This window comes from SAR202 cluster bacterium, from assembly GCA_016872355.1.
GTDB lineage: Bacteria > Chloroflexota > Dehalococcoidia > Lucifugimonadales > VGZY01 > VGZY01.
The window spans coordinates 1-25982 of record VGZY01000041.1; the positions used below are offsets into that span (position 1 = coordinate 1).

Here is a 25982-nt window from a genome sequence, read left to right on the forward strand (position 1 = left end):
CTACGTGAAGGTCAGGTATATGGGTCTGCAAAGAAACCAGACAGAGATGTGGCTAAAGTGCATGGCCTACAACCTGCGCCGGGCTGAACGGCTGGTATTCGCGACCTAAAAGTGGCGCCAGGCTGCCTAATGGCAGCCTGGCGCTTACGCTCCGGCTTCGAAACATGCCTGACGGCGGATGCCGGGGCTAAAAATTCGCCCGAACATGACATCAATTTGAAGAGGCTCGTCCGAAATCCTCTCCTCCCGAGGTAACGCAAAGGTCTCCCGAGGGAGAGGCCTTTGCCGCTCTGGGCAAAGGGTGAGGGCTAAGGCTGTTCTGTCCCCCCCTCTTACCTCTCCCTTGACGGGAGAGGTCTTCGGCGCTCCGGCCGAAGGGTGAGGGTGACGGCTGTTCGGCTCGACAGACCTCGCCTTTAGATCCGGTCCCCGCCCCGGGGCAACCACGGTGGGTTTGCCCCTACGAGGAACGAAGACACCCACACCCCCACCCCTGGGCAGCCATCCGCCGCGGCGGACCGCTCGTACGGGAATGGGAACGAACAGCCTTAGCCCTCACCCCTTCGGCCAGAGCGCCGAAGGCCCTCTCCCTCGGGGAGAGGAGGGAGAGCCTCCCACCTCAACCCCCCAATCACCCTCTCTGTCGCCCAAGGCGGCGACATCTCCCCCATCAAGGGGGAGAAAGTAAGAATGATCACCCTCTCTGTCGCGCAACGCCGGGACAACTTTCCCAGCTCGCTCCGTGGTCTATACTTCCTCCTTCAAAATTCGCCTTTCCTTCCCACTGCGCCCCTTCCTGCGGTACGCTATGCGCTGATTCCTGAAGGGAGGCCGCCTCGTGGTCAACGGAAACAGCAGGCCGTTTACGGTAGGGTTCATCTCTTCGCCGCATCCGCACGCGAGATTGCACGTGAAGACGCTTGACGTGCTGCCCCAGGTGGAGGCCGTGCACGTGTGCGGCCTTGAAGGCGAGGATGTGGAAGGGCTGCGGGCCCAGGCGCCGGGGAAGGTGAAGTCGACCGGTTGCGACCTCGCCGAGATCCTTGCGATGGACGAGATCGACGCCCTGATCGTCTGCGTGCGGAACGACCTCTCTCCCGCCGTTCTCGAGGCCGCTGTGGAGGCGGGCAAGCCTGTCCTGTTCGAAAAGCCCGGCGCGCTCACTGCGCCCGCGCTGCAGGCCGTGGCGGAGAAGGCGCAAGCGAAGAAGCTGACAATGGGCGTCATGCTCCAGTGGCGGGGCCACCCCATCTGCCAGGAGGTCCGCAACGCCAACCTCGGCGGCGCGCTCGGCCGCATTATGACCGTCGAATCGCGCATCGTCACCTCCCAGGTGCGATACCGCGACCCCAAGCACTGGCTCTTCAACAAGGCCCATGCCGGCAGCGGCATCCTCTCGTGGCTGGCGTGCCACCATATCGACACCCTCTGCTACCTGATGGGCGACCGCGTGGCAGAGGTCTCGGCGATGGTGGGACAGCAGAACGTCGAGTCGATAGACGTGGAGGACACCGCCTTCCTGTCGCTGCGCTTCGCCTCCGGCGCAATGGGGACTGTGCACGCCGGGTACCACCTGGTCGGCAGCAAGGCGGGCTACTCGGGCGCGGCGTACGACACCTTCCTCGCCCTCCGAGGAACAGACGGCTACGTGCGCATGCCGCTGTCCGACGAAAAGGCGTACATGCTGTCCAGCATCGCCCCCGGCTGGGCCGCCGGCGGCAAGAGGGAGCGCAGCTTCACCTTCCCGGACTCTCCCGCATACGGCGGGGTAGCCGGGGAGGACTTCGTGATGGACTTCCTGAACGCCGCGCGCGAAGGCCGCCCCGCGCTCGCGCCAATTGAGGGGATGGTCCACGTGCTGGAGGTGATCGACGCCGCCCTTGAGTCGTCCAAGACGGGCAGGGTGGTGACGATCGGGGCGGGGCCGAGGTAGGGAGGGGAGGGGGCGGAATTATGAATTATGAAGGATGAATTATGAAGTTGGGCGGGTGCGGACTTGATTGATTCTGACCTGGCGTTTGCTTCGGCGGTTGAGATCAGGAGCTTGATCGCGGCCAGGCAGGTTTCGCCGGTCGAGGTCACGCGGGTGTACCTTGAGCGCATCGAGCGGGTGAACCCGAAACTGAACGCCTACCTGACCGTCGTGCCGGAGCAGGCCATGGAGTCGGCGCGGGCCGCCGAGCGGGCGGTGATGGCCGGCGCGGCGCTCGGGCCGCTGCACGGCGTGCCGGTCTCCATCAAGGACCTGGAAGCCACGAAAGGGATTCGCTCCACGAGCGGCTCGCTGGCGCTGCGGGACAGGGTGCCGGAAGAGGACGGCATCGTTTCCGAGCGCGTGCGCCGGGCCGGCGCGGTTATCCTGGGCAAGACGAATACCTCCGAATTCGGTTTCCTCGCGCAAACTGAAAACAGGCTGGGTGGGTCGGGCCGTAACCCGTGGGACCTCTCCTGCACCTGCGGCGGGTCCAGCGGAGGCGCGGGCGCGGCCGTCGCCGCCGGCCTGTGCGCGCTGGCGACAGGCAGCGACGGCGGGGGCTCGATCCGCGTCCCCTCAAGCTACTGCGGCGTGTACGGCATCAAGCCGACTTTCGGGCGCGTCCCCTCCGCGGGTAGCTCACGCGGCAGGCAGTCGGCGAGCATGTTTGGGCAGGCTGGGCCGTTGACGCGTAGTGTGCGGGACGCGGCGCTGCTCCTGCAGGTGATGGCGGGGTACGACGCCCGTGACCCGGCGGCGCTGCGCGATGCGCCGGAAGACTACCTCGCGGCGTGCGGCCGGGGCGCTCAGGGCCTGAGGGTCGCCTGGAGCCCCGACTTCGGCCACGCCGCCGTGGACCCGGGCGTGCTCGCCCTCGCCCGCAACGCCGCCCTCTCGTTCGAGTCGATGGGCTGCTCCGTCGAAGAGGTGGACCTGGCGCTGGAGCCCACGTTCGACCACTTCTGGAAGATCATGCTTTCGAACGCATACGCCAACTTGGAGAAGCTGGTCGAGGCGCGCGGAGAGCTGCTTGCGCCGTACACGCGGGAGTTCATGGCGCTCGGCGCGCGGGTAACCGGCGCGGAGTACGCCAGGGCGCTGGGGGTGGTGGAGAGGCTGCGCGCGCGTTTCGCCGACCTCTTCGAGAAGTACGACCTTCTGCTGACGCCAACCACCGCAACGACGGCGTTTCCCCTGGGGAAGCCGCCGTCGGAGATCGGCGGGAGGGAGGTAGACCTGTTCTGGGGGTTCACGCCGTTCACCTTCCCGGTCAACATGGTCGGCGCGCCCGCTGCGAGCATCCCTTGCGGCACGGCGCCGGACGGGCTACCCGTTGGCCTGCACATCGTCGGCCGCCCCGGCGCCGAGGCCACAGTGCTGGCGGCCTCCGCGGCGTACGAGGCGCTGAGGCCGTGGAGACGTGGCGTGGAAGTTACGTAGCCGGGCAGGGTTTGACTTCTTCCGGCTTCAATGTTATCGTCTGAAGGTCATGTTCATACGAAGCGCTCATAAACACATGGTCTGTTGCTGTCTGCGAGGGGGAGCACGCCAAGCTCTACCCGCGCGGAGGGCTGCCCAGTAGGGCCTGACAGCGCGACGTAGAACGTTATAACACTTGCTTGCAAACCCCCACGATGAAATGTCGTGGGGGTCTTTTTTTGTCGCTCAAGGAGTCCGGATGAGTCCCAACGTGATGTGTAGAAGCGCATGTTCGATGCCCGCGCCGGCCTGCATGGCCGGTACGGCGGGCTGTTGCGCCTGCGGCCTGCCAGGGCCGGTCTACACTTACGCGATTTTGAAAGGGACCTACCGTGAACACGATCTACACCGAGAAGGCGGGGAATCTCCGCCTTAGCCTTGCCCTCGCCTTCTTCTTCCTCGTCGCGGCGATCATCGCCTGCCGCCAGAACGCCGGGACAACTGATGTCCCGATTTCGTCCGACTCCCCGTCGACGTCCGCCGCCGCCGCCGGCTCGCCCGTCACCCTCAGGCTCGGCTACTTTCCCAACGTCACCCACGCCCAGCCCATCATCGGGCTGGCCCGCGGGTATTTCCAGGAGGCGCTCGGCCCGAACGTCAAGCTGGAGACGAAGACGTTCAGTGCAGGCCCGTCCGTTATCGAGGCGATCTTCGCGAAGGAGCTGGACGCGAGCTATATCGGCCCGAACCCCACGATCAACGGGTATATCCGCTCCAACGGCGAGGCCCTGCGCATCGTCGCGGGCGCCACGAGCGGCGGCGCGCTGTTTGTGGTGCGCCCGGAGAGCGGGATTGCCACCCCTGCGGACCTGGCCGGCAAGCGGCTGGCGACTCCGCAACTCGGCAACACGCAGGACGTTGCGCTCAGGGCCTACCTGGCGGAGCACGGTCTCAAGACCCGCGACCAGGGCGGCGACGTAGAGGTCATCCCCACCTCGAACGCCACAATCCTCACGCTGTTCCTGAAGGGCGACATCGACGGCGCGTGGGTGCCGGAGCCGTGGGGCACGAGGCTGGTGCGAGAGGCCGGGGCGACGGTGTTCCTGGACGAGCGCGACCTGTGGCCGGACGGCGACTTCGTGACAACACACCTTATCGTCCGGAAGGCGTTCCTGGACAAGCACCCCGATGTTGTCGCGCGGCTGGTCTTGGCGCACGTTGAGGCTACTGACTGGATCAACGAGAACCGCGACGCCGCGACAGACCTGGTGGTGAAGGGCATTACCGACGCGACGAACGCGCCGATCGCCCGGGAGCTGGTTGTGGAGTCGTGGAAGAACCTTCGCATAACGACCGATCCCGTCGCGTCCAGCCTGCACAAGTCGGCTGAGGACGCGTACGATCTGGGCTTTTTGGGCAGCGAGCGCCCGAATCTGGACGGGATCTATGACCTTGCGGCGCTCCAGGCAGCGCTGCAGACGGTGCGGCCATGAGCCTGGTTGGCGCAGCGATCGACCGGCCCGCCGGCCTCTCGGAGACGGGGCAAGCGTGGACGATGCAGTCGCTGCTCTCCCTGCGCGCCGTCCGAAAGAGCTTTTCCAACAGCCGCCACAGCACCGTGGCGCTCGACGGCCTCACGTTCGACGTGCGCGACGGGGAGTTTGTCTGCATCGTCGGGCCGTCCGGCGGAGGGAAGTCCACGCTGCTGAACCTCATCGCCGGGCTGGACCGGCCGGACGCGGGCGAGGTGCTTTTCGACGGCGCGCCGGTGACGAAGCCGGGGCCGGAGCGGATAGTCGTCTTTCAGGAGGCTGCGCTGTACCCGTGGCTGAACGTCCGGGCAAACGTCGAGTTTGGGCTCAAGCTGAGGGGCGTGAAGGGCCATGAGCTGCGCGCGAAGGTAGACCGCTTCCTGGAGATGGTCGGGCTGAGCGACTTCGAGAGGGCGCACCCCCACGAACTCTCCGGCGGAATGAGGCAGCGGGCGCAGCTTGCCCGCGCGCTGGCGGTGGAGCCCCAAATGCTGCTGATGGACGAGCCGTTCGCGGCGCTGGATGCCCAGACGCGCGAGACTCTTCAGCAGGAGCTCCAGGAGATATGGTCCCGGACCGGCGCCACAGTCCTGTTTGTGACGCACAACGTCCGCGAGGCGGTGATTCTGGGCGACAGGGTGATCGTCATGTCGCCCGCGCCGGGCCGGGTGAAGCGGGAGATTACAGTCGATATCTCCCGGCTGCGCGCGCCAAACTCGCACGCCGTCGCCGATCTGGCGGCCGAGGTGCGGGCGGAGCTAGGAACCGGGAATTAACCGCAGAGAACGCAAAGAGCGCACAGATAAGAAAGTAACAGTATGGGGAGAGATACGGTCGGCAAGACTTTGCCGTTTGTGGTGTTTGTAGCGGCGCTCATCGGCGTGTGGCAGGCGGTGGCAATGGCCGAGGTATGGCCGTCCTACACACTGCCCTCGCCGGAAGTGGTGTGGAACACGCTGGCGCGCAACGTCGAGAACGGGCGCATACAGCAGGCGCTGGCGGTGAGCATGCAGAGGCTGGCGATAGGATACGTCATTGCGCTCGCCATCGGGATGGTAATCGGCGTCCTCTGCGGCGTGGTGAGAATTGCGGACCGGACCGTCGGCACGCTGGTGCTGGGGATGCAGTCTCTCCCGAGCGTCGCGTGGCTACCGCTGGCCGTGCTGTGGTTCGGGCTGAACGACGCGGCGATCATATTCGTCGTCGTGATGGGCTCCCTGTTCTCTATAGCCGTCTCGGCGCGGTCGGGGATACAGAGTCTGCCCGCCATTTACACGCGGGTGGGGCAGACCTACGGCGCAACCCGGCTGCAGATGTACCGGCACGTCGTGCTGCCGGGCATGGCGCCATCCATGGCGCAGGGGCTGAAGCTGGGGTGGTCGTTCGGCTGGCGCTCGCTCATGGCGGGCGAGCTGCTGTTCGCGGGCCTCGGCCTGGGGCAAATGATGACGATGGGGCGGGACCTGAACGACATGGGCATGGTGATTGCCGTCATGCTCGTGATCGTCGCCGTGGGCCTCGTCGTCGACAGGCTGGCGTTCGGCCGCCTGGAGTGGTGGGTACAGGACCGGTGGGGAGTGGGGGGCGGAAGGCAGTGAGCAGTGGGCAGTCGGCCAATCCAACAGCCGACACCCGGTTTTAGGCTGTTAGCTCACTGCCCACTGCTCACTGCTCACTACTTCTTCCGCGCTTCTTTTTCCTTCTTGAGCTTGTCGAACATGGCGGAGTTGTAGTAGGTCATGGGAGGCACGTTCTCGCGGATGACCCGTTCCTTGATGATCTCTTCGAACTCGTTGTGCTCCTCGGACCAGTCGGCAACCGCCACCGCCCACTGCTGGGGGACGCACATCACACCGTCGTCGTCGCCGACGATAAGGTCGCCCGGGCGCACCGCGATTCCGCCGCAGCCGATCACAACGTTCTCCTCGAAGGACATGGGCCACGGCGCCAGGGCCGCTGACGGCGTGCCGCCCTTCGCATAGATGATATAGCCGTATTTCCGCACCGTGGACAGGTCGCGAATAGCGCCGTCGGTGACGATACCCTCAGCCCTGTTCATCTTGAGCTGGAGCAGCTTCATGTCGCCGCCGCTGGAGCCATAGCGCACGCCGTTGACGTCGCACACCAGCACGTCGCCGGGGCCGCAGCGGTTCATGGCGTGCGTTTCCGGGGCGTTCTGGCCCTTGCCCGTCTCCGCCAGCAGGTCCGGGCGGGAGGGCACGAAGCGCACGGTGCGGGCGCGGCCGACCAGCTTGCGGCCGGGCGTCTGAAGGTCCACGCCCTGCATGAAGCTGAGGCCGTACCCATACAGGGTGTGGAGGGCGCTCCAGATTGTGGGCGTATCAATTTTGCGGTAGCGCTCTATCAGCTCGTGGGTGATCTCGTAGGCGGGCAATGTGGTCCTCCTTGGTCTGTGACGCGCGCGATATTATTCCAATGTTGTCGTGGTGGCGTCAACAGAGGTGAGCGAGATATGAGAGAAGTCCGAAGCCGAGGTGGCGCCGTGCCAGTGCTTCTCGCCCGCCGGAATGAACACGGTACCCCCCTCCGCAATCTCCGTCTGGCTGGCCTCCGTGGCGATGATACCGCGGCCGGACGTGACGTACAGCACCTGGTCGCTCGTGTGGACGTGGAACTTGTTGCGCGCGCCGGCGCCGAAGTTCACCATGTGGAAGTTGAAGAAGCGGCTGATGTCCGAGCCCACAAGCGGGTTTGACGTGACCCTCCCGCCCGTGAATATGGGCCGGTCCGACTGGTCCACGGTCTGCCGCTCCACACGCCTCAAGACTCTCATTAGAGCACTCCGTCCGGGTTGAATAGGACGCGACTAATCGTATCGCCGCAGCACCGAAAAACAAAGGGGAGTGAGGGCGGTGTTTGATGGGGGTGTGGTCGGGTGAGGGCTCGCTGGAATCTACATTTGCCCGGTTGACCTAGTGGGGTACTTGGCAAGCACATGTGCGCGTTCCGCAGGCGGCAGAGTTCGTGGAGATGTCGGAGGGGAGTCCTATCCCGAGGTGTATTGCGCGGTTCACGACGCCGCATCGAACCTACCGCCTGTGCTTCCATCCGACGGTCACCATTTTGTACCGCCACCCTTTTCGCGCACAGAACTCCTCCGCGCTTTGGCGCTTGAGCTTTGTCGTTGCCCAGAACATGAGCGGTAAGCCCTTGGTCTCGTGGAGTGCCTGAGAGCCGTCGTTGTAGGTCACCAGAAAATCCGGATGGTATTTTCGCGGAAGTCCGAGGAATACATAGGGGATTTTCACGCCATGCCGCTTTGCCCATTCTTTGACTGCAGGATCGTGCTCTAGCTCGACCATGTACTTGCGCTCCAGAGCAGAGTCATAGGCTTCCGTTCCCATCGGCGATCTACGCAGGTTGGAGAGGGTTCCCCGTTTGCTTTTCATGTTCCTCCGTCACCGGTGGTGCCGCCAGAATACTCGCGATAAGCCTTGGATTGTAAAAATTGGGTTTGATCTGATCAAAAAGGTTCCATACCAGGCGGAGACGATCAAGATCGTCCAAATCATGTACTCTCACACCGCCGGTCAACCGGCGCGCGATGTGCTCGTGGATTACCCGCAAGACGACCTCCTGACGAGAGTCCGCCTGGCCGTCGAACTCCAAGAGCGAGGTTCGCGCAAGGTCTCGAATCCTCTGCCCGAGTTTCTTTCTTATCTCATCCTTGTCCTTCGGCGTGTCGGCCGCCAGCAACGCCGGGTCGATTTTCGGGAGCACAAGTTTTTCAAGCGCGTCATGGCCTGAATCTAGATTGCGGGACAGAATCTGGGAGATGGATTGCCGGATGATGGTCCCGCGAAAGTCGTACTCACAGTCATCAAGGTATTTGCGCCAGTCGGTTATTGGCTCAAGGACCTGCGGTTCCGGTATTGGTGGAAGATCGGACAGATCGAAAGACTCAAGAGTGTCCTTCGTTGCTTTATCGATGTCCATGGTTCCCTGGACGGCCGGTTCCGGTATCTTCTCCGAGTCGATGGTATCGCCCGGGTTCAGGGGGGATGTGTAGCGGTCCGCCTCGATCATTTCCCAAAGCCAGTCGTGTTTGAAGATAGGGTGATCGATTACATGGCATTGTTCCCACTGCAGCCCTCGGGCGTTAACACGCCGAAGGCCTCGCCCAATAATCTGCGGGCCGTACACTGAGAACTTCCGGTTGCCCACCTCGGTATAACTGAACTTTCTGAACAAGAGAATTGCCGAGATGTTCTTTACGTCCCAACCTTCCCGAAGCATCATCACGGACACAATCGCGTCGTACTTGGAGTTGCGAATATCCTTGTTGATGGACATCGCCTCTTCTTTAAGTTCCTCCTCCACCTCATTGTGGAGCAATAGCACCCGGAGTTTGCCGCCGTTGATTTCCTGTTCTTCAAGAGTCCTTGCAATGGCCTTGGCATCCTCGATGTTGAGCGCCACGACGAATAGGAGCGGTTTGTAGGTGGGCTTCCCGTCATCGGCCACGGTACCGTTAGCCTTTGATGACGCAAGCACTCCAGGGCAATTTCTATCTGCTGGCCCAATGGACCAGGGTTCATTGTGTAACGGACTGCGGGTATTTTTTCTGCTCGATTGCCTGCCACGGAACCTCTTCGGCGCTGACCTCTTTCTTTGTCTCCCAATCGTAGTATGTGAACTTGACCTTACTAATCTCCGGTTCGAAGACTACGACGCGCTTGATCACTTTATCGTGCATTGCTTCCCGAATGCCGTAGACGTAGATCATCTCGCTGTCGGGGTGCAGCCCATCCAGCCGGTCCGGCGTTGCGGTAGTATCGAGTCGAAAAAAGCGCTTCGGCTTCAATTTGTTGACCAGATCGTTGTACTTTTCAGCGCGCGTGTTGTGCGCCTCGTCGTTGAATATGCAAAGACGATCACAGTTTTGGGAGATCACCTTCCAGTTGTCAGCGCCATCATACAGCTGCTGAACGTTGCCTATGATGATGTTCGCCCCACGGATTCCAGCCGAAGGCTTCCCCATCTCCATCACGTGCGTGGCAATGCGCTTGGGAGTGTCAACGTCCGCCCCAAAGAAAAACGGGAACTGCCTGAAGACATATTCCTTGTTTCCCGAATCGAAGGCGTCAAGGAGCCGTTTCCGGACCACGGTGTTGGGCACCAGAATCAAGTGTTGGGTTATACCATGGACCTGCATCATGTAGGCAACCATGCCGCCAATAATTACGGTCTTCCCGCCTCCGGTCACGACGTTGGCGAGCAGGTCTTTCTTACCCAATATATCAAAGCAGTACACGCTGCGCTGAATCGCCTCCAACCGGTGCGGCCATAACGGTGGGCTGAATGTCGGTGCCTTGAGGTTCTTCAGGAATTCGCGCCCTTTTTCCGGTATACCCAGGTACCCGGCGTTGCGCCAATCCCTGTAGTTACCTTCATGAGCCGCGAAAGCGTAATTCATGCGGTTACTTCCAGTTTCAACGTCCGTATTGCCTCAGCGCCGAGGTTATCCTGGAGTCGGCAAGCGACGATGTGGGTTCCGACTTTCGGGAAGGTGTGCTCAGCTTCGAGGGCTGCCTCAAATTTATGGCCGGCTTTCTTCGCGTCTAGACCTTTCAACTCCCGGCGGCTCAAGATGTATGCGGAATCAGCGGCGAAATACCCTCGCTCGTAATCGAAGTCCCACTGGCAGTTAATAAGATAGCCGCCGGCATTGGTGCTCACCGTATCCCTTGCAACAAACTGGTACCGCCGTGGTCCTATGTTTGTTGCCGCGACTTCGCCCACGACAGGCTCCTTGGTGAAGCGCAGCAAGAACTCATTGTCGTCAGCGTCCGGGTACTTCTGCCGGATCCGCTCTCGGAACTCTTCACTGTCGATGAACAAGAAGTCGAAGTCCATGTCGGTGCCCCGAGGCTGTATGTTTTTGCGGATGTAGTCAGCCAGCCTTTTGCGGTATGCGATGAGCTCTGGTGACGCCCTCCAGCAAACGTACCGCGCGATGGTTCGGACATTGGGCTGAAGGTGTTTCCTGACAACAGCCTCAAAGAACGCCTGGACATCTTTCGCGTCCGGCGTCATATTCGGATCGGATGGCCCTACACGGAGAGGCTCCCTCGCAGAGCGCCACCCGCTTATGGGATCGTCCGAGTTATCGAGCTGCGCTGCAAGGCATGCGACGACAAACCGCTCAAACTCGGCCTGGTCTACCGCCTTAAATCGGTCCATTGGGTAGACACCGACATAGTTAACACGTATGTCAGGGATGGCCGTTTTTGTCTCCGGTAATTGAAGGCGCGTCTGAACGCTGCCCGCTTGGCCATAGTTGGACTTGACTCCAGAGAGATCTTCGCCTTGATTGACTATGCGATTCAGAGTCACAGAGACCGAGACGCGTGAAGAGTCGCAGGCAATCCAGCGTCGACCGAGGCGTTGCGCTACGGCCGGCGCGGTACCGCCACCGCAGAAGAAATCCGCCACAATATCGCCTGCATTGCTCGAACCGCTAACAATGCGCTCTAATAGTGCTTCCGGTTTCTGTGTAGGATATCCAATGCGCTCGTCAGCCACTTGGTTAATGCGTTTGATATCGTCCCAAACGTCTGGCACAGGTTCGCCTTCTTGTTCATCCAGATACCTTTTGAATTCAGGCTTACCTGTTTTTGTTAGGACAAATCGTCCTCTACTCCAATAATCATCAATCGTTTCTTGAATCCAACGCCAATGACGCCCGGCGGGCGGTGCGATCAGCCTGTCTCCGAACCTTCTCGGCGGGCCATCACCGGCCCCCGTAGCATCCTCTTTCCAGTAAAGTCTGCCATCCGTATCAGTGAACCTAAAGTATTTCTTGACGTATTCCTCAGAGTAGGGTCGATATTGCGACTGCCATCGGTAGATTCGCGTCTTTGAATACCAGAATATAACATCATGGATTTGTCCATATCTCTGGGCGTCACTATGAGAAGTGCTTCGTCTCCATACGATTTCATTTCTGAAGTGCTCAAATCCAAATATCTTATCCATCTCAGCTTTGATGTAATGGCTGGTATGCCAATCGCAGTGCACATAGATGGAGCCGGTATCCTTTAAGACCCGGCGCATCTCCCAAAGCCGCGCATTGAGCCATACGAGGTAAGTCGGGAGGCCGCCATCCCATGTGTCGCTGAACGTGCGCACCTCGCTGGTGTCGCCCCATATGACGTTGTACTCTGCACCGGAGAAGAACGGCGGGTCGATGTATATGAGGTCGATGGAGTTACTGGGCAGAGTGCGAAGCACCTGCAGATTGTCACCATATTACAGTCGGTTCGGCTCCAGGTCTGGACGGCCGAACTGAACCCAGTCACCATTGAGGTTCGGCGCAAGGTGGGGCAGCTTAATAAACGGGAAGACCGCGTCGTATCCTTTGCCGGGAACAAAGCCAAGTGGCGGGTTGGTGGGGTCCGGAAGATTGCTGAGTTTGGAGCGTACCCTTTGCGCAACACGGAAGACCTTTTCCTGGTGGGGAAGGGCTTGCTGTTCGGATTCGGCTTGCATTCGGCTCAGGTCCGCCGGTTCTGCCGACGCCACGGTCATGGAATCAGGGTGGTGGTTCGTTGCGGGCTGGCCTGGCATGAATCAGGGCTCCCGGTGTGAGTTTGCCAAATTGTAGTGGCCGCTCAAAGCATGGGCAAGTGTGCATCCCGTGTTCTTCAAACCGATAGTCAACGGGACTTGCGCCTTTGGGCGACATCGCAACTCCGATGAATCACCCTATTGTTTGTGATTCCTTCGTAATCTATGAACACTGAACCTGCAGATTTCATCGGGGGCTGGTGATCAAGGTTCCAGTCATCTCCTTCCCTGCCACCATCGCCGCACTCAGCGCAAATGCCGCCCTGCCGTTCAAGTAGCTAATTACGATACTCTTTCCGCATTGGGCGCAGGATGTTGCCGCCGATTGACATAGCCCGGCTGAGGTAAGCTGGCAGAGTCACCTCGTAAGAGCCGTCGGGCATCGGTTTCATACCTTCGGCAGGCACTCGAATAACCCACTGGTTTAGGTTCACATCGAAGGTCGGCTTGTAACGGGAGTTGAACGAGTCGCTTCGTTCCAACCTATCGGGGGAGGTCATATGACACCATCCTCGCTGTCGTCTGTGATTTGATCGTCACTGTATGCCCAGCGACTCCCTTATCTCTCTGCCCCTCTCGTACGCCGGCTTTTCCAGCGGGTGCTCCCAGCCGCGCCTGCGGTGAGCGGGCCGCCAGTCGCGCAAGTAGCGGAAGAAGAAGCGCCACCAGCCTGACTGTCGCTGCTGCTCCACATGGAACAGCTCGTGGCCGATGAGCGCGATGCCGGCGGGAGTGTCGGGGCTGTCTGCCCGGCGGGTGAGGTGGACGGTCTGGTTGATAGTGACCGCCTTCTGCCCGGACGCGCCGAAGATGAGACCGAAGAGGGAGCCTCGCACTATCTTCGCGCGCCGCAGCGAGGGCTCGTAGTACCAGGGCCGCAGGCGGGTTATGGCGTGCTCGGGAATGGTGACGCGGCAGGACATGGCAACTCCATGCGAGGAGCTGCACCGAATTGTACGCCGTCGGCCGGCCCGCCACATCGGGGCAGGCCGACAGCGAAAAGCGAGGTCTACCCCTCGGCCAGCAGGGCGGGGTCGGGTCGGAAGACGCACTCGCGGCAGACGGACTCCGGGAGGAGCTTCCAACGGATCATCAGGTTGAACGCGAAGCAGCCGGCGCAGAAGGCAAGGAAAGCCTCCAGGCTTGCGAAGAGCAGAAGAATGCCCAGCAGGACATTTGCGGCGGTCGTAAGCCCGAAGCCGAAGTGCAGGACCGTCACCGTCGCCGTGAACACGAGTCCGATGCCCTGGGCGAAGCGTTTGGGCGGGCCGGGCACCGGCCGCTCGGGGATCTTGAAAAACGGGACGATCACCCTCGTGGCCAGCAGGCTGGCGGGGCTGAAGCGCGGGCCGGAGGCGACCCGGGCAAGGAAGCCGTAGGTCATGATAAACAGCACCCACGTCTGGTCGAAGACTAGCACGGCCGCGGCCATCAAGATGACCATCCCCGCAACCATGCGGGCTGCCACATCGTTGGCCGGGTTTGGAAAGCTGAATAGTGACTTGAACGATGACATTTCTCGGCGAATCTCCTTGCGGGATTGGACAAAAAACAAAAAGCCCTCGACATCGGGTGGCGAGGGCAATGGTTCCGGTTGTGTTCATCGGGCGCGACAAGCGCCCAGGCGTCAGGCGCGCGTCACCGAAGAGCCGGAGCCTCCCTCTTTGGACAGCATGTACACGCGCAGACCAGTGAAATGAACATGTTGCGTTCAGAATACCACCGACGATTTTCGTTGTCAAAGCAGGCGGGGACGCAACACCAGGGCGATATCTTGCCTTTGCCGCCTTCGGTCAGGTATAACATCCGCGTTGTGCAGGAGTCGCGCCGTCCAACGAAAGCATCGCCGGAAGGAAGTCCAAACACATGAGAGCAGCCTGGATCGATAGCCCGAAGCAGTGGAAGATACGCACGGACGCGCCCGAGCCCGTCCTGCGCGACGGCAATATCATCGTGAAGCTTGAGCGATGGTCGGTCTGCGGGAGCGACATCCGCAACGAGTTCGGGCCGATCCACCCGGAACACCGCTACCCGATCAAATTAGGAAAGCCTGGCCACGAGTGCGCCGGCGTGGTGGTGGAGACGAAGTCCCTCAAGTTCAAGGTGGGCCAGCGCGTCATTGTTATCCCCACACCGGACGGAGTCGGCGGCTTCGTGGACTACATCGAGGCGCTGCCGGACCGCACAGCCCTGCTCCCGGATGAGGGCGACCTGACAGGCTGGCTGATGTGCCAGCCATCCGGGACGGTGCTGTACGCGGTCCAGCGCATCGGGACGATCATCGGCAAGAGCGTGCTTGTGATAGGGCAGGGCGCGATAGGCCAGTCGTTCACCGCCATCTGCTCGCGCCTGGGAGCGAAACAGGTCATCGCCGCCGACCTCTATGACTACCGGCTGGAACGCTCGAAAAAATTCGGTGCAACCCACACTGTCAACGCGTCCAAGGAAGACATGGACAAGTGCGTCAGGGAGCTTACCGGCGGCCGGATGCCGGACATCGTCGTCGAGGCCGCGGGGTACCCGGAGACGCTGAATGCCTCCATCCGCCTTGTGGGCAAGTTCGGGCGCATCATGATGTTCGGCGTGCAGGAGGGCGGTGCAGGTCACCACATCAAGGTGGACACCCACCCCCTGATGAACAACGAGGCGACGATTATCCCGGCGGCGGCGGCGCGGAGCGGGGATCCCATCGGCCACATCGAGACGATGATCCAGCTGCGGCGGCGCGGCTGGTGGGACCCGGCGGAGATGATCACCCATCACATGAAGTTCAACGACATCCAGAAGGCCTTCGAGATGTACGAGCGCCGCGAGGACAACATGATCAAAGTGGTCATGAGCTAGGGCTGGGACAAGTGGTATAGTGTGTCTTGGGGTCATTCGCCGGCAAGCGGAACCTTGAGGAGGTGTGTGAAGCGATGGAGAAACGGATTACTGTAGACTCGCGAATTCAACATGGGCGGCCTGTGATAACGGGGACAAGGGTACCTGTAACCAGAGTTTTGGGAGAGCTTGCCAGCGGGAAATCGGTTGACGAGATTATGAAGGAGTATGTCCTTGCCAGAGAGGACATTCAGGCGGCCATAAGGTACGCTGCGGAACTAGTTGAGTTGGAACAACACCACCCTCTCCCAACATCCGGTGGGTAGACCTTGGACTTCCTGGTAGACGAAGACCTGTCTTGGCATGCACGGGACTTCTTGCGAGAGCGGGGTCATTATGCTGTTCATGTGGTTGACGTTGGGCTACGTTCGATGCCTGATGAATCCATAGCCGATTACGCGAAGGCCCAGCGGCTACGTATCGTCACCGCTGACAAGGGCTTCACGGACATTCGCAATTACCCGCCAGCCGACTACTTCGGAATAGTGGTCCTCCGAGCGAACACGGAATATGAAAGCACGGATTTCTACATTGGATTGCTGGACGCCTTGTTAGGCCACGAGGAGCTGGTAGCGCAGCTTAGCGGGAAGCTGGCGATAGTCAGCTCATCCGGCATTCGAATCCGCACGAAGTGACAAACATGAAAATTCTGCTTACATCCGCCTACACCACCCTTGCGCAGTACCTGGCGGACTCGCTGGCCGGCGAGCACGAAATCACCATGACGCATATCGCGCCGGTGAAGACGAAGCACCGGTTCGTGCAGGCGGAGCTGGGCCACGACAAGGACACGAACGAGCTCGTGCGCGGCATGGATGCGATCATACACACGGGCAAGGTTGACCCGAAATGGAGCGACTCCGAGAAGCTCGACTACCAGACGCGGCGGCTCTACAACCTGCTGTGGGCAGCCTCCGAGGAGAAGGTCGCGAAGTTTATCTACCTGGGCTCACTTCGCGTGATGTTCACATACCCTGAAGAGTACATCGTCACCGAGCGATGGAAGCCGTCGATGTCCACGGATGTCCCCGTCCTCTGCCACCGGCTGGGCGAGTACACCTGCCGCGAGTTCGCGCGGGAGCACAAGATCAACGCGGTCTGCCTCCGGCTCGGGGACCTGGTCTTCGACCCCGCGAAGGTGGACTACCCCAAGACTGCGCTGTACCTGGACGACATGCTCCAGTCGGTGCAGAAGTCACTGACGGCAAAGCTGCCCACGTGGGCGCTGTTCCACATCCAGTCGCAAATGCCCGACCAGCGGTTCATCACCACCGAAGCGCAGCAGACCCTCGGCTTCGTCCCGGCGAGGCGCTAGGCCGCCATGAAAGTGCTGTTACTGGGCTCGAACGGCTTCATGGGACCGCACGTCATCAAGGCGCTGCGCGGTCTCCACGACCTCTCTCCCACGGACGTGAGGCCGCCGCCGCCGGAGTTCTCGTACGAATGGGAGAAGGTGGACGTTACCGACGCCGGGCAGGTGGCGGACGCCGCACAGGGTATGGACTCGATCGTCTACCTCGCGGTACTGCGCCATGATCCCGCGACGGCGTTCGCGGTAAACACGATCGGCACGTACAACATGATGGCCGCCGCGGTGCAGCACGGCATAAAGCGTATCGTCAACACGGGTCCGCAGTCCGTTGTGACCGGCATGGACGAATGGCTCGACCATGCCATCAACCCGGACTCGCCCGTGCATTCCGACACCAGGGTCTACGGCACCAGCAAGGCGCTCGGCCACGAGATCGCGCGCATCTTTACCGAGAACCATGACCTGTACGTGACCACGTTCCTGTACTCGCACTTCCGGGGCACGACGCCTCGCCATGAGGACCCCACCTTCTGGAAGCCGTTCACCGTGGCGCGGGAAGACGCGTCTGAGCTAATACGGCTGGCGCTGGAGATACCGCTCGAACGGCTGCCTTCGCGATTCGAATCGTACTTCCCGATGGCGGACGTCCCGCACGGCCAGTACTTGAGCGATAAGGCCAAGCGAGTCTTCGGCTGGCAGCCGAAGGTTTCGTTCGAGGAGTTCTGGAAGAGGCCCACGCAATGAACGTACTTATACTCGGCGGCAACGGCTACCTGGGTCCGCACGTCGTCAGGGCGCTGAAGGGCAAGCACAACCTCAGGGTGACGGATATCAAGCCGCCGCCGGAGGGGGAAAAGTACGACTGGGAGCGGCTGGACGTGTCCGACCTGGACGCGGTGGTCCGTGCCGCCGAGGGCATGGACGCGATTATCAACCTGTCCGTCCTGCGCCACGACCGGAAGTTGGCTTTTGATGTGAGCACCCGGGGCTCATACAACATGATGGCCGCGGCGGTGCAGCACGGGATACGTAGAGTGATCAACACAGGCCCGCATTTCACCATTACCGGGGCCACGTACGAGCGGTTCGACCACGAGATCGGCCCCGATGTGCCGCCGCAGCCCGGCACCATCCTGTACGCGCTCACGAAGTCGCTCGGCCACGAAGTCACGCGCATCTTCACGGAAAACCACGATATCTACGTGATGATGCTACTGTTCTACCACTTCCGCTATATGTACAACCGGCCTGACGACGAGCGGCAGTTCAAGCCGTTCACCGTTACGTGGGACGACGCAGGCGCGATCTTCCCCCTGGCTCTCGAATACCCGCTCGAGAAGCTACCTTCCAGGTTCGAGAGCTTCTTCGTATTCGCGGACATGCCTCAGCGCCAGTTCCTGAACGACAAGGCAAAGCGCGTCTTCGGCTGGCAGCCGACGTACAACTTTGAGAGCTTCTGGAAGCGGGGGTAGAAATTACGAAATACGAATTAGGAGCCGGATCGCAAATTCGTAATGCGTAACTTTCTCTCACTCCGGCTTCCAGGACTCGATGCGGACGCGCTGGGTGGGGGCGGGGGGATTGGTGAGGCCGGGCGATTGGGCCAGGTAGGCGGTCAGCGTGACATCCTCCACGCGGGCCGTAACGATGAAGTCGGTGCCGGCCTGAACGTAGAGCCACGTTGCATCCTCGCTCCCGGGGGCGAAAGGTCGCGAGTCGATAGCCGAGGCGCCCGTGTTAGTGAACACCACGGTGTACGCTCCCCCAGCCGCCAGCGGCCCCGCCATGAGCGCGCCCGGCCCCACGGCGTCAGAGCTTGTCGCCACCAGAGTCCTGCTAGCGCCTTCCCCTCTGTACAGGTCTAGACTCCAGTCAGCATTACCAGTGAACGCCCAGTTGACGCGAATCATGCTGCCGGGTCGCACTTCGCGCAGCACAAAATCGTGCGACTGCCACGCCGCGAGCGCGCCGACCTGCGGGTCGACGTAGTCGTACGTTGGCGTTGAAGTAGCCGCTACTCTCCTGATCTCCACCGCGGCGGTGAAGTCGCCGACTGAAACGGTGGACGTCGATACGGCCTGCGCAGGGGCGGGCCCGGTGATGAGGCGGCCCGCCGTGGTGTTGACGGCCGCGTCCGCCGCGTACATGGCGGCGAGGGTATCCAGGTCGTTCGCCCCCGCGCCCGCCACCGTGGCCGCCCGCTGAAGCATCGCGAATACTACGAGCGTGCCTATTGCGATGATGGCTATCACAATCGGCATCACAAGGCCGGACTCGGATGCGAGCGCCCTCCCGGCGCGCCGGGCGCTCACTGCGGCCACTCCGCGAAAACGACGAGGTCGTCGATATGCACGGTCGCGCCGCCGGTCAGCGCGGCCTCAATGCGGATGACCGCTGGCCCGGAGATAGGGTCAGGGAGGATAAGCTCGACCGGTGCCCCGGTGTTCGCCAAGAAGATAGAGCCGCGGGGGAGATCGCCCTGGGTTACGATGAGCCTCGCGTGATCACCCGCTTGCATGTTCTCGAGCGTTGCCGAGAGGCGGACGATGAGCTTCGTTCGGTAGGGCGCTGTAACCTCGCGCTTGGCCCATGGCGGCTCTCCGGCGGCAGCCAGTCGCAAGTGCGCCGTCCTGACCCCTTCCGCCGGGCGGACTTCCGCGCCGGTGGGGGCTAGCGTCCAATTGCCGTCCCACCCCGCTCCTCCGGACGCACCTGAGGATTCGAAGTCGTCGCGCGCCAGGCGGATGGGCGGCGGCGCAGGTGCCGCTGCGTCCGGCCGCATCTTGATGCGCAGGGCGGAAACGTACGAGACCGGCGCCTTGAGCGAGTCCGCCGTCGAAGTGGCGACGGCTACGATCTCGTTGCCGTCAGCGCGGATATGGACGTCGGTCACCGCAGCGATGCTGCCCGCCACGCGGTCCACCGAGGGATCGCCGCCGTTTCGGAGCTGGCGGCGCATGAGCGTTGCTGTGGAGGTCGTGTAGAAGTACGTAACTGCGTACTGGTTCGGTGGGGCGGCTACGTAGTCTGTCCAGCGAAATGTCCCATATGTGAGGCCGCTGCCGGGGGTGAAGGTGCGGGCCTGGCGCGCGTCCTCTGAGATTGCGCGGACGGCGGCCCGGGAGCGATTTGCGACCGTGACCGTTGCGGTCCATTCGGCCGGGATATAGACGAGATGTCTCACTATTCCGAGCAACGGCAGGACCAGGAGGCCTACAATGGCCAGCCCCGCGAGGACTTCGATCATGGTGATGCCTGAGCTGTCGCTGAGCGGGCGCAGGCGCATCTATGGCGCCTGCAGGACTTTGTGCGTGGTGATTCGCAGGAGGGAGCCCGTCGCGTCTGTAACGACGATAGTCCGCTGCTCTACAGGGGCGGTCGTTGTTGTGGAGAGCACGCTTACGGACAGGATGCCTTCCGGCTCGCCGGTTGGGGCGGTCCTCAGGGCTGCCTGCGAGACCGTCCCGGAGGCCAGGTAGTCCTCAATGTGCGTGGTGGCGGCGTTGGCGGCTGCTGCCTGCTGCTGGATCGACCTTCCTGTCTTCATTGCGACGGAAAGCCCGGCCAGGAGTCCTGTTACCACGAGCCCCAGCAGCGTGACGGCCAGGACCGTCTCGATCAGGCTGAAACCGCGCTGGTCGCGGCCTATTGAGGTCAGGAAGAGCATGTGAAAAGTCTAACAGATTTCTTACGGTGTGTACCGGGCCATGGTCTCTCTCTCGGTGATGAGTGCAGAGGTAGTCTGGTCTAACCGGGAGGAGATTGTTTCCGCCATGGCCTTCATGATCTTCACCCCCAGGTCGGGGTGCGTATCCAGAGCGCGCCTGAGGGTAACGCCGTCGATCTTGAGCAGGATTGTCTCCCCCCACGAGACGGCTGAATGCGTGTACTTGTGCGGTGGCACAATTGCGGACCATCCAACGACGTCGCCGGGCCCGCATATGGCGACTGTGGTGCGCCGCGGCGCCTTTCCAGCCGGCGCCCGGATGGACTTTTGCAGCGCTACCTGGCCGGAGGTGACTACATAGAGGTGCGGCGCATCGCGGCCTTCCGTGAAGAGAGGTGCGTCCTGGTCTATCGCCAGCTCCGAGCACAGGGTGCTGATTCTCGCCAGATCGTCCTCTGAGAGGTCCTTGAAGATCCGGCAGTCTCGCAATGGGAATCCGTTTGCCGACGTTGGAGTTACCTGCGTGGCCATCTGCTTCCACCTCCGTAACACGCCGCCGCGGTCGCCGCCGGAATCGTCTTGCCTGAACAACTGGAGAATACTTTCCTGAAGCGCGCGTGTCAACATTGTACATGTACTCACAATCAGTCGCTCGACCCTTTCCTGTGGATGGCACGACGAAAGAGTTAGGCGGTCTTTTATCCTATGCTGGAAGATATGCGACAAATGGACAAACGGTTGCGAAAAACATCACACTGTTGACAATATGTAGGGGATATGTAACAAATTGTTCAGGTCGGGTAAAAAGGCTTCGGACCAGGAGGGACGGCCGTGTACAGAAAGGTGCTGGTGCCGCTTGACGGGACGCGCGAATCTGAAAAGATTATTCCGATTCTGAAACGCGACCTGACGCCGGAGACAGAGGTCATACTGTTGCAAGTAGTAAGACCCGTGAAGACACAGATGGAGGGAGGCCAGATTGTGCTGGGCTCCCAGAGCGAAGAGGCCGCCTCCCAGGAGGCCGCTGCCTGTCTCCGCTCACTCGCGCAGGAGCACTTCCGTGAAGGTCCCGCGTATCGTTGGGAGGCAACGGTGGCGGAGTCCTCCTCGCAGGGAATTATTCGCGTTGCTGAGCGCGAAAAAGTCGACCTTATCGCCCTCTACGTCCGAGACTGTAGCGGGATTGCGAAGATCGTAAAGGGCAATACGTCAAGGGCCGTTGTGCGGAAGTCCAAGGTGCCGGTGCGCGTGTTCGGACCGGATGTGCCTGCGCCTGCTGAGGTGGTGACGGCGCAGCCCTTGGAAATTGCGGAGGCTATGGTGGCCGAGGCAGTGGTCCATCCGGAGGCGGCCGTCTACGAAGGCCTGATGGCGGAACTCTCCGGCATGGAGGACGCGGCCTGCTACCGGGAGTCGGCGCGATCCCGGACGGCGGAGACTCCGGTCTCGGAGGACGACATGCTCCAGGAGCTTCGCCAGGGCGATATATTCAGATCGCTGACGCCTGAGCAGGCGCGTTTCGTTGCCTCACTCGGCAAGGTGATAACGATAGGTGAAGGGGATAATGTCGGAGAACCGGACAAGGGGCCGGCTACCCTCTACATCATTCTCAAGGGCGAGGCAGATCTCATGTTCCACTCGCCGCTGGGCAGCATACCTGTCAGGGTTGTCGGGCCTGGGGATACCTTCCCACTTGCCGCGATCCTCGGGGAGGGCGTCCTGATAACAACGGGCGTAGCGCTGACAGATATCACCGCTCTCGCCATCCCGGCCAAAGATATGGCGGCCCTGCTTGAGCGCAGGGCAGATATAGGGATGAGCGTCTATCGCTCGGCAGCGCAGGTATTTGCCCGGCGGTACACCTCAACCCTCACACATCTTGGCGTGGCTGCTGAAAGGGAGCTTCGCGGCGTCATGGCCGCAACCGCGGACTGAACGGGACTTCTGACCAGACCGGATTCTGCTACACTCTTTCCCTGTTGCCGGCAATGTTTGAATCCGGGGAGAGAGATGAATCCAATTCGTGAGGCTCTTGGTTTTGGCAGGGCAGGCGGGCTGCCTGCAGGGGAAAGCGGGGGCAAGTCTCGATGGCTGGTCGTGGGGCTGGGCAACCCCGGGGCCGAGTATGCCGAGACGCGGCACAATGTCGGCTTCTGGTGCGTGGACCTGCTCGCGAAGCAGCACTCGATAGGCCTCAACAAGAAGCAGCGGTTCGCTCTGGTGGGCGTTGGTGATATAGCGGGGTGCGAGGCCGTCCTGGCGAAGCCGAAGACCTATATGAATAACAGCGGGCAGGCGGTGACTTCGCTTGTCTCGCAGTACCGTGTGAAGCCGGCGAACATACTCGTTGTCTACGATGAAATGAGCCTGCCGACAGGCAAGATACGCGTCCGCCCGGGGGGCAGTTCGGCGGGCCACAACGGCATCAAGTCCATCATTGCTGCGCTGGGCACGGAAGAGTTTCCGCGGATACGCATCGGCATCGGGCAGCCGGAGGGCGGCGGCAATATCCACCATGTCCTCGGGCGGATGCCGGCCGAGGAGCGCAAGGTGGCCGACGAGGCGGTGCTACGGGCTATCGAAGCGGTGGAGTCTATCCTCTCGGAAGGGATAGACAAAGCGATGAACAAGTACAACTAGGGGTTCTGAGTGCTGGGTGCTGGTTTTCGGATCGGACCCAGCACCTAGCACCCAACACCCGTCTACGGAATTTCCCCCGGCGTGTAGAGCTCTGCCGACTTGTGGATCTCCTGGCTGCGGCCCTCGCCGCCAACGATCAGCACCTTGCCGTCATTGAGCAGCGTGGCGGAGTGGTCACGCCTGTCCTGCACCAGCTTGCCGGATGGGAACCAGCTGGTCGTTTCCGGGTCGAACAGATATGTCTTGGTATTTGTTCCACCGCCGACGATGAGCAGTTTGCCGTCGTTCAGCACTGTCAGGGTCATGCCCACGCGGGACTCCGGGAGGCCCTCGCCGATCGTCCATGTCTGGTCGACCGGGTCATACACCTCTACCTGAGAGACTGCGCCCTGCGAGCTGAAGCCGCCGACGAGCATCACCGAGCCATCCTCGAGTGTCGTCATCGACGCGTTGGAAATCGTCTGGGACAGGCGGCCGGCCTCGCTCCACTGGTTCGTCGCCGGGTCAAATACCTCAGTCATGTCCGACGCCCCACCGGCGACCAGGATCTTGCCGTCGCCCATGACCACGGCGGAGTGCGTTGACCGTGGTCCACCCATCGCGCCTGTAGTCGCCCACTGGCCTGTCGCGGGGTCATATATCTCGGCTGTGTTGAGCCTGCCGTTGTTATTCTCGCCGCCGGAGGCGAGGACTCTTCCGTCGTTAAGCACAGTGAGAACGTGGCCCCAGCGCGGCGTGGACATGCTGGGACCGGTGGTCCACTGGCCTGTCGCGGGGTCATAGATCTGTGTGGTCTCGTAATAGACTACCGTCCGGCCGGATTCGCCGTCGCGCACGTCCCGCCCGCCGACTGCCAGCACCTTGCCGTCCGGCAGGAGGGTAGCCTTGTGGCCGCCGCGGGAGTCCAGCATATCCGCGGCCTTTGTCCATTGCCGGGTATCGGGGTCGTACAGCTCAGAGCCGGCCTTGTAATAGACAAGGCCCGAAGGGTTGGATGCAGTCTTGGCCGTGCGGTCCCTGCCGCCGGAGACCAGCACCCTGCCGTCGTTCAGCTTCATTGCCGCATGCTCCGCGCGCTGCTCCACGAGGCCGGCAACCTGCTCCCAGTTGCCTATGTAAGGCTCAGCCGTCCACACACCTGTCGCCGGATCGTATAGCTCAATCGAAGCGAACGGTCCGGTATCGTCGGCGCCGCCCGTGACCAGCACACGGCCGTCCTTTAGCAGCGTGGCCGAGTGTGAGAAGCGCCCCTGGTCCATGTTTCCGGCAGGCGTCCACCGGCCGGTTGCCGGGTCCCACATCTCGGCAGAGCTCTCGGGATCGCCTTCAGTCGGCCCGCCGCCGGCAACAATGACTCGCCCGTCGTTAAGCAGGGTAGCAGTATGGTCAAGGCGAAGAGAGTCCATCTCTCCGCTCATCGTGAAGGTGTTTGCAACGGGGTCGAATATCTCAGACGAGCCGATTGTCTGGTCGCCGCCGCTCAGCAGCACCCTGCCGTCCTGCAGGACTGTGGCCCGGTGCCCCACGCGCTCAGCCTGCATGGGTCCGACGGCCGTCCACTGGCCGGGTGCGGGGTCGTAGACCTCAGCCGTATTCAGCGGGGTGCCGACCGAGTTGGCGCCCCCTGTGACAAGGACGCGGCCATCGTTCAACAGCACGGCGCGATGGCCGCCGCGCTCGATCGACATCTTGGCGGCCTCGGTCCACCTGCCGTCCGTTGGGTTGAATATCTCCGCAGAGTCCGTGGGCCGGTTCGTTGCGCCGCTCCCGCCAGCCACCAGAACGTTGCCGTTTGGCAGAAGCGTGGCGGTGTGCAGAGACCGCACGACGTTCATGCGGCGGGCCTGCGTCCACTTGTTGTTAGCGGGGTCGTATATCTCTGCGGTGTTTGTGTTTTCAGTCTCACCGCGCCCGCCCGTGTATAGAATCCTGCCGTCTTGCAGCCGTGTCTCCGTGGGGAAGGCTCGGGAGGCGGACATTCGCGGCATCGTGGTCCAGATGTCCGTCGCCGGGTCATACGCCTCGACGAGCGGGAACGGGCCGATCACACCGGAGCCCGCGACAACCAGGACCCTGCCGTCGTCCAGCAGCGTAGCCGCGTGCGCCTGGCGGGCGTCGTTCATGTTGTGGCGGCTGGTGTTCGTGACGTTAATCGGCACGTTGCGGGTGCGTATGGGCGTGATGCTTGCCCCCGGCGTTCCCGGAGTCACCACCGGCGTCGTGGCGGGCTCCCTCGAATTGAGGCTGCAAGCCACGATGATGGCGGTAGCTACCACGGTGCCACGTAATGCGAAGTCCTTTGGCGTCCATTTCTTCAGCATGCTCTGTTTCTCGCGCGTCTCTGGAGTGTTGGTCCGGCATTCGCCGGCGGGCCGGCGGCCCGTGTAATTAAGGGAACGCCGTAGGCGGCAATTCGTTTATGATTGCCATCTACCATGTGGTATGCGTGCGGGAGGGCGGAAGGTATTTAACGCAATCGCCGCGGGGGACAGCCCATGGTAGCGATCCCGTAAAAAGGGGTATCAAAGATTTGTCCGATTGTAGCATCGGCCCTATGGAGCGTCAAACAGAGCGTCTTGCGTAATTCCGCATAGCTCCTAATCTCAATGAAGGTGCCACATATGGGCGAACGTGTGTGTCAAAACCCAAGAGGTAGTGGTATAATGCGAAAAGCCCACGCTTACGCCAATAAGTGTGGGCTACCAGAAGAAGGTTTATGAAGTTGTCCGAACAACCAACATCATACGCCATAGCGGAGCTTTGTGTCAACGGCAAGCCCCCGTCGTGTCTTTGCTCAGTGATATTGTCAGTAGGTAACTGCTCAGTGAATATGTCAGTCCATGAGAGGACTACATTTGACCGAGCGAGAAGCGAAGAGAGCACAGATACTGAACCTTGTTCTGGAGGGGCGTTGCGAGGCAAGTAAGGCCGCTGAGCTGATGGGTGTCAGCGAGCGACATGTGT

Annotated in this window: 27 protein-coding genes; 13 read left to right on the forward strand and 14 right to left on the reverse strand. The window is 61.6% G+C overall.

Annotated features, from left to right (window positions below; translation table 11 throughout):
- The first annotated feature begins 838 nt into the window (after positions 1–838).
- The 5 genes from FJ319_09440 to FJ319_09460 all read left to right on the forward strand — a co-directional run bounded on the left by FJ319_09440 (position 839) and on the right by FJ319_09460 (position 6524).
- Positions 839–1933 carry a Gfo/Idh/MocA family oxidoreductase gene (locus tag FJ319_09440; protein MBM3934509.1) on the forward strand — a complete coding sequence of 365 codons (1095 nt, stop codon included), beginning with the start codon at positions 839–841 and terminating at the stop codon, positions 1931–1933.
- 66 nt (positions 1934–1999) lie between these two features.
- A complete protein-coding gene (locus tag FJ319_09445; protein ID MBM3934510.1) occupies positions 2000–3415 on the forward strand; it encodes an amidase in 1416 nt (471 codons plus the stop codon).
- 380 nt (positions 3416–3795) lie between these two features.
- Entirely contained in the window at positions 3796–4887 is a 1092-nt protein-coding gene (locus tag FJ319_09450; protein MBM3934511.1) for an ABC transporter substrate-binding protein, read from the forward strand.
- A 62-nt stretch (positions 4888–4949) separates the two neighbouring features.
- Positions 4950–5702 carry an ABC transporter ATP-binding protein gene (locus FJ319_09455; GenBank protein ID MBM3934512.1) on the forward strand — a complete coding sequence of 251 codons (753 nt, stop codon included), beginning with the start codon at positions 4950–4952 and terminating at the stop codon, positions 5700–5702.
- Between the two features lie 42 nt (positions 5703–5744).
- Positions 5745–6524: an ABC transporter permease gene (locus FJ319_09460; protein MBM3934513.1), complete on the forward strand. Its 780-nt coding sequence runs from the start codon at positions 5745–5747 to the stop codon at positions 6522–6524.
- 77 nt (positions 6525–6601) lie between these two features.
- Here FJ319_09460 and FJ319_09465 read toward each other — a convergent pair whose 3' ends face one another.
- From FJ319_09465 to FJ319_09505, 9 genes are all read right to left on the reverse strand, one after another.
- Positions 6602–7321: a hypothetical protein gene (locus FJ319_09465; GenBank protein ID MBM3934514.1), complete on the reverse strand. Its 720-nt coding sequence runs from the start codon at positions 7319–7321 to the stop codon at positions 6602–6604.
- 33 nt (positions 7322–7354) lie between these two features.
- Positions 7355–7720 (reverse strand): cupin domain-containing protein, encoded by a 366-nt coding sequence (locus FJ319_09470; protein ID MBM3934515.1) that lies wholly within the window; start codon positions 7718–7720, stop codon positions 7355–7357.
- 256 nt (positions 7721–7976) lie between these two features.
- Positions 7977–8336 (reverse strand): hypothetical protein, encoded by a 360-nt coding sequence (locus FJ319_09475; protein MBM3934516.1) that lies wholly within the window; start codon positions 8334–8336, stop codon positions 7977–7979.
- Positions 8299–9411, reverse strand: a complete 1113-nt coding sequence (locus tag FJ319_09480; GenBank protein ID MBM3934517.1) for a hypothetical protein — start codon at positions 9409–9411, stop codon at positions 8299–8301. Before FJ319_09480 ends, FJ319_09475 begins: the two co-directional genes overlap by 38 nt.
- Positions 9412–9481: 70 nt before the next feature.
- Positions 9482–10363: a hypothetical protein gene (locus FJ319_09485; GenBank protein MBM3934518.1), complete on the reverse strand. Its 882-nt coding sequence runs from the start codon at positions 10361–10363 to the stop codon at positions 9482–9484.
- Complete coding sequence (locus FJ319_09490) at positions 10360–12186, reverse strand: site-specific DNA-methyltransferase (protein ID MBM3934519.1); 1827 nt, start codon at positions 12184–12186, stop codon at positions 10360–10362. The genes FJ319_09485 and FJ319_09490 overlap by 4 nt, the downstream gene beginning before the upstream one ends.
- A gap of 12 nt (positions 12187–12198) precedes the next feature.
- Entirely contained in the window at positions 12199–12477 is a 279-nt protein-coding gene (locus FJ319_09495; GenBank protein ID MBM3934520.1) for a hypothetical protein, read from the reverse strand.
- A 575-nt stretch (positions 12478–13052) separates the two neighbouring features.
- A complete protein-coding gene (locus FJ319_09500; GenBank protein ID MBM3934521.1) occupies positions 13053–13496 on the reverse strand; it encodes a DUF4157 domain-containing protein in 444 nt (147 codons plus the stop codon).
- Positions 13497–13525: 29 nt separating this feature from the next.
- The gene (locus FJ319_09505) at positions 13526–14032 is read right to left on the reverse strand and encodes a DUF4395 domain-containing protein (protein MBM3934522.1); all 507 of its coding nucleotides are present in this window, start codon (positions 14030–14032) and stop codon (positions 13526–13528) included.
- Between the two features lie 350 nt (positions 14033–14382).
- Between FJ319_09505 and FJ319_09510 the strand changes: the two genes are divergently transcribed.
- The 6 genes from FJ319_09510 to FJ319_09535 all read left to right on the forward strand — a co-directional run bounded on the left by FJ319_09510 (position 14383) and on the right by FJ319_09535 (position 18183).
- Positions 14383–15360, forward strand: a complete 978-nt coding sequence (locus FJ319_09510) for a zinc-binding dehydrogenase (protein ID MBM3934523.1) — start codon at positions 14383–14385, stop codon at positions 15358–15360.
- Between the two features lie 74 nt (positions 15361–15434).
- Positions 15435–15665, forward strand: coding sequence for a DUF433 domain-containing protein (locus tag FJ319_09515; protein MBM3934524.1), 231 nt, complete (start codon positions 15435–15437; stop codon positions 15663–15665).
- 105 nt (positions 15666–15770) lie between these two features.
- Complete coding sequence (locus FJ319_09520; GenBank protein MBM3934525.1) at positions 15771–16034, forward strand: hypothetical protein; 264 nt, start codon at positions 15771–15773, stop codon at positions 16032–16034.
- A gap of 5 nt (positions 16035–16039) precedes the next feature.
- Complete coding sequence (locus tag FJ319_09525) at positions 16040–16714, forward strand: NAD(P)-dependent oxidoreductase (protein MBM3934526.1); 675 nt, start codon at positions 16040–16042, stop codon at positions 16712–16714.
- 6 nt (positions 16715–16720) lie between these two features.
- Positions 16721–17455 (forward strand): NAD(P)-dependent oxidoreductase, encoded by a 735-nt coding sequence (locus FJ319_09530; GenBank protein ID MBM3934527.1) that lies wholly within the window; start codon positions 16721–16723, stop codon positions 17453–17455.
- Entirely contained in the window at positions 17452–18183 is a 732-nt protein-coding gene (locus tag FJ319_09535; protein MBM3934528.1) for an NAD(P)-dependent oxidoreductase, read from the forward strand. The genes FJ319_09530 and FJ319_09535 overlap by 4 nt, the downstream gene beginning before the upstream one ends.
- Before the next feature lie 57 nt (positions 18184–18240).
- On the opposite strand, the gene FJ319_09540 is transcribed toward FJ319_09535, so the two are convergent.
- Genes FJ319_09540 through FJ319_09555 form a run of 4 tightly spaced genes read right to left on the reverse strand, consistent with a single transcriptional unit; the run spans position 18241 to position 21005 of the window.
- Positions 18241–19023: a hypothetical protein gene (locus FJ319_09540; protein ID MBM3934529.1), complete on the reverse strand. Its 783-nt coding sequence runs from the start codon at positions 19021–19023 to the stop codon at positions 18241–18243.
- The gene (locus FJ319_09545; GenBank protein MBM3934530.1) at positions 19020–19997 is read right to left on the reverse strand and encodes a hypothetical protein; all 978 of its coding nucleotides are present in this window, start codon (positions 19995–19997) and stop codon (positions 19020–19022) included. The genes FJ319_09540 and FJ319_09545 overlap by 4 nt, the downstream gene beginning before the upstream one ends.
- Positions 19998–20378 carry a prepilin-type N-terminal cleavage/methylation domain-containing protein gene (locus tag FJ319_09550; protein MBM3934531.1) on the reverse strand — a complete coding sequence of 127 codons (381 nt, stop codon included), beginning with the start codon at positions 20376–20378 and terminating at the stop codon, positions 19998–20000.
- A gap of 21 nt (positions 20379–20399) precedes the next feature.
- Positions 20400–21005 carry a cyclic nucleotide-binding domain-containing protein gene (locus FJ319_09555; protein ID MBM3934532.1) on the reverse strand — a complete coding sequence of 202 codons (606 nt, stop codon included), beginning with the start codon at positions 21003–21005 and terminating at the stop codon, positions 20400–20402.
- Positions 21006–21209: 204 nt separating this feature from the next.
- Here FJ319_09555 and FJ319_09560 point away from each other — a divergent pair, with 204 nt between their 5' ends.
- Together FJ319_09560 and FJ319_09565 are read left to right on the forward strand one after the other, a co-directional pair.
- Entirely contained in the window at positions 21210–22313 is a 1104-nt protein-coding gene (locus FJ319_09560; protein ID MBM3934533.1) for a cyclic nucleotide-binding domain-containing protein, read from the forward strand.
- 75 nt (positions 22314–22388) lie between these two features.
- Positions 22389–23018, forward strand: a complete 630-nt coding sequence (locus FJ319_09565; GenBank protein ID MBM3934534.1) for an aminoacyl-tRNA hydrolase — start codon at positions 22389–22391, stop codon at positions 23016–23018.
- Positions 23019–23080: 62 nt separating this feature from the next.
- On the opposite strand, the gene FJ319_09570 is transcribed toward FJ319_09565, so the two are convergent.
- Positions 23081–25339 (reverse strand): hypothetical protein, encoded by a 2259-nt coding sequence (locus tag FJ319_09570; protein MBM3934535.1) that lies wholly within the window; start codon positions 25337–25339, stop codon positions 23081–23083.
- Between the last annotated feature and the right edge of the window lie 643 nt (positions 25340–25982).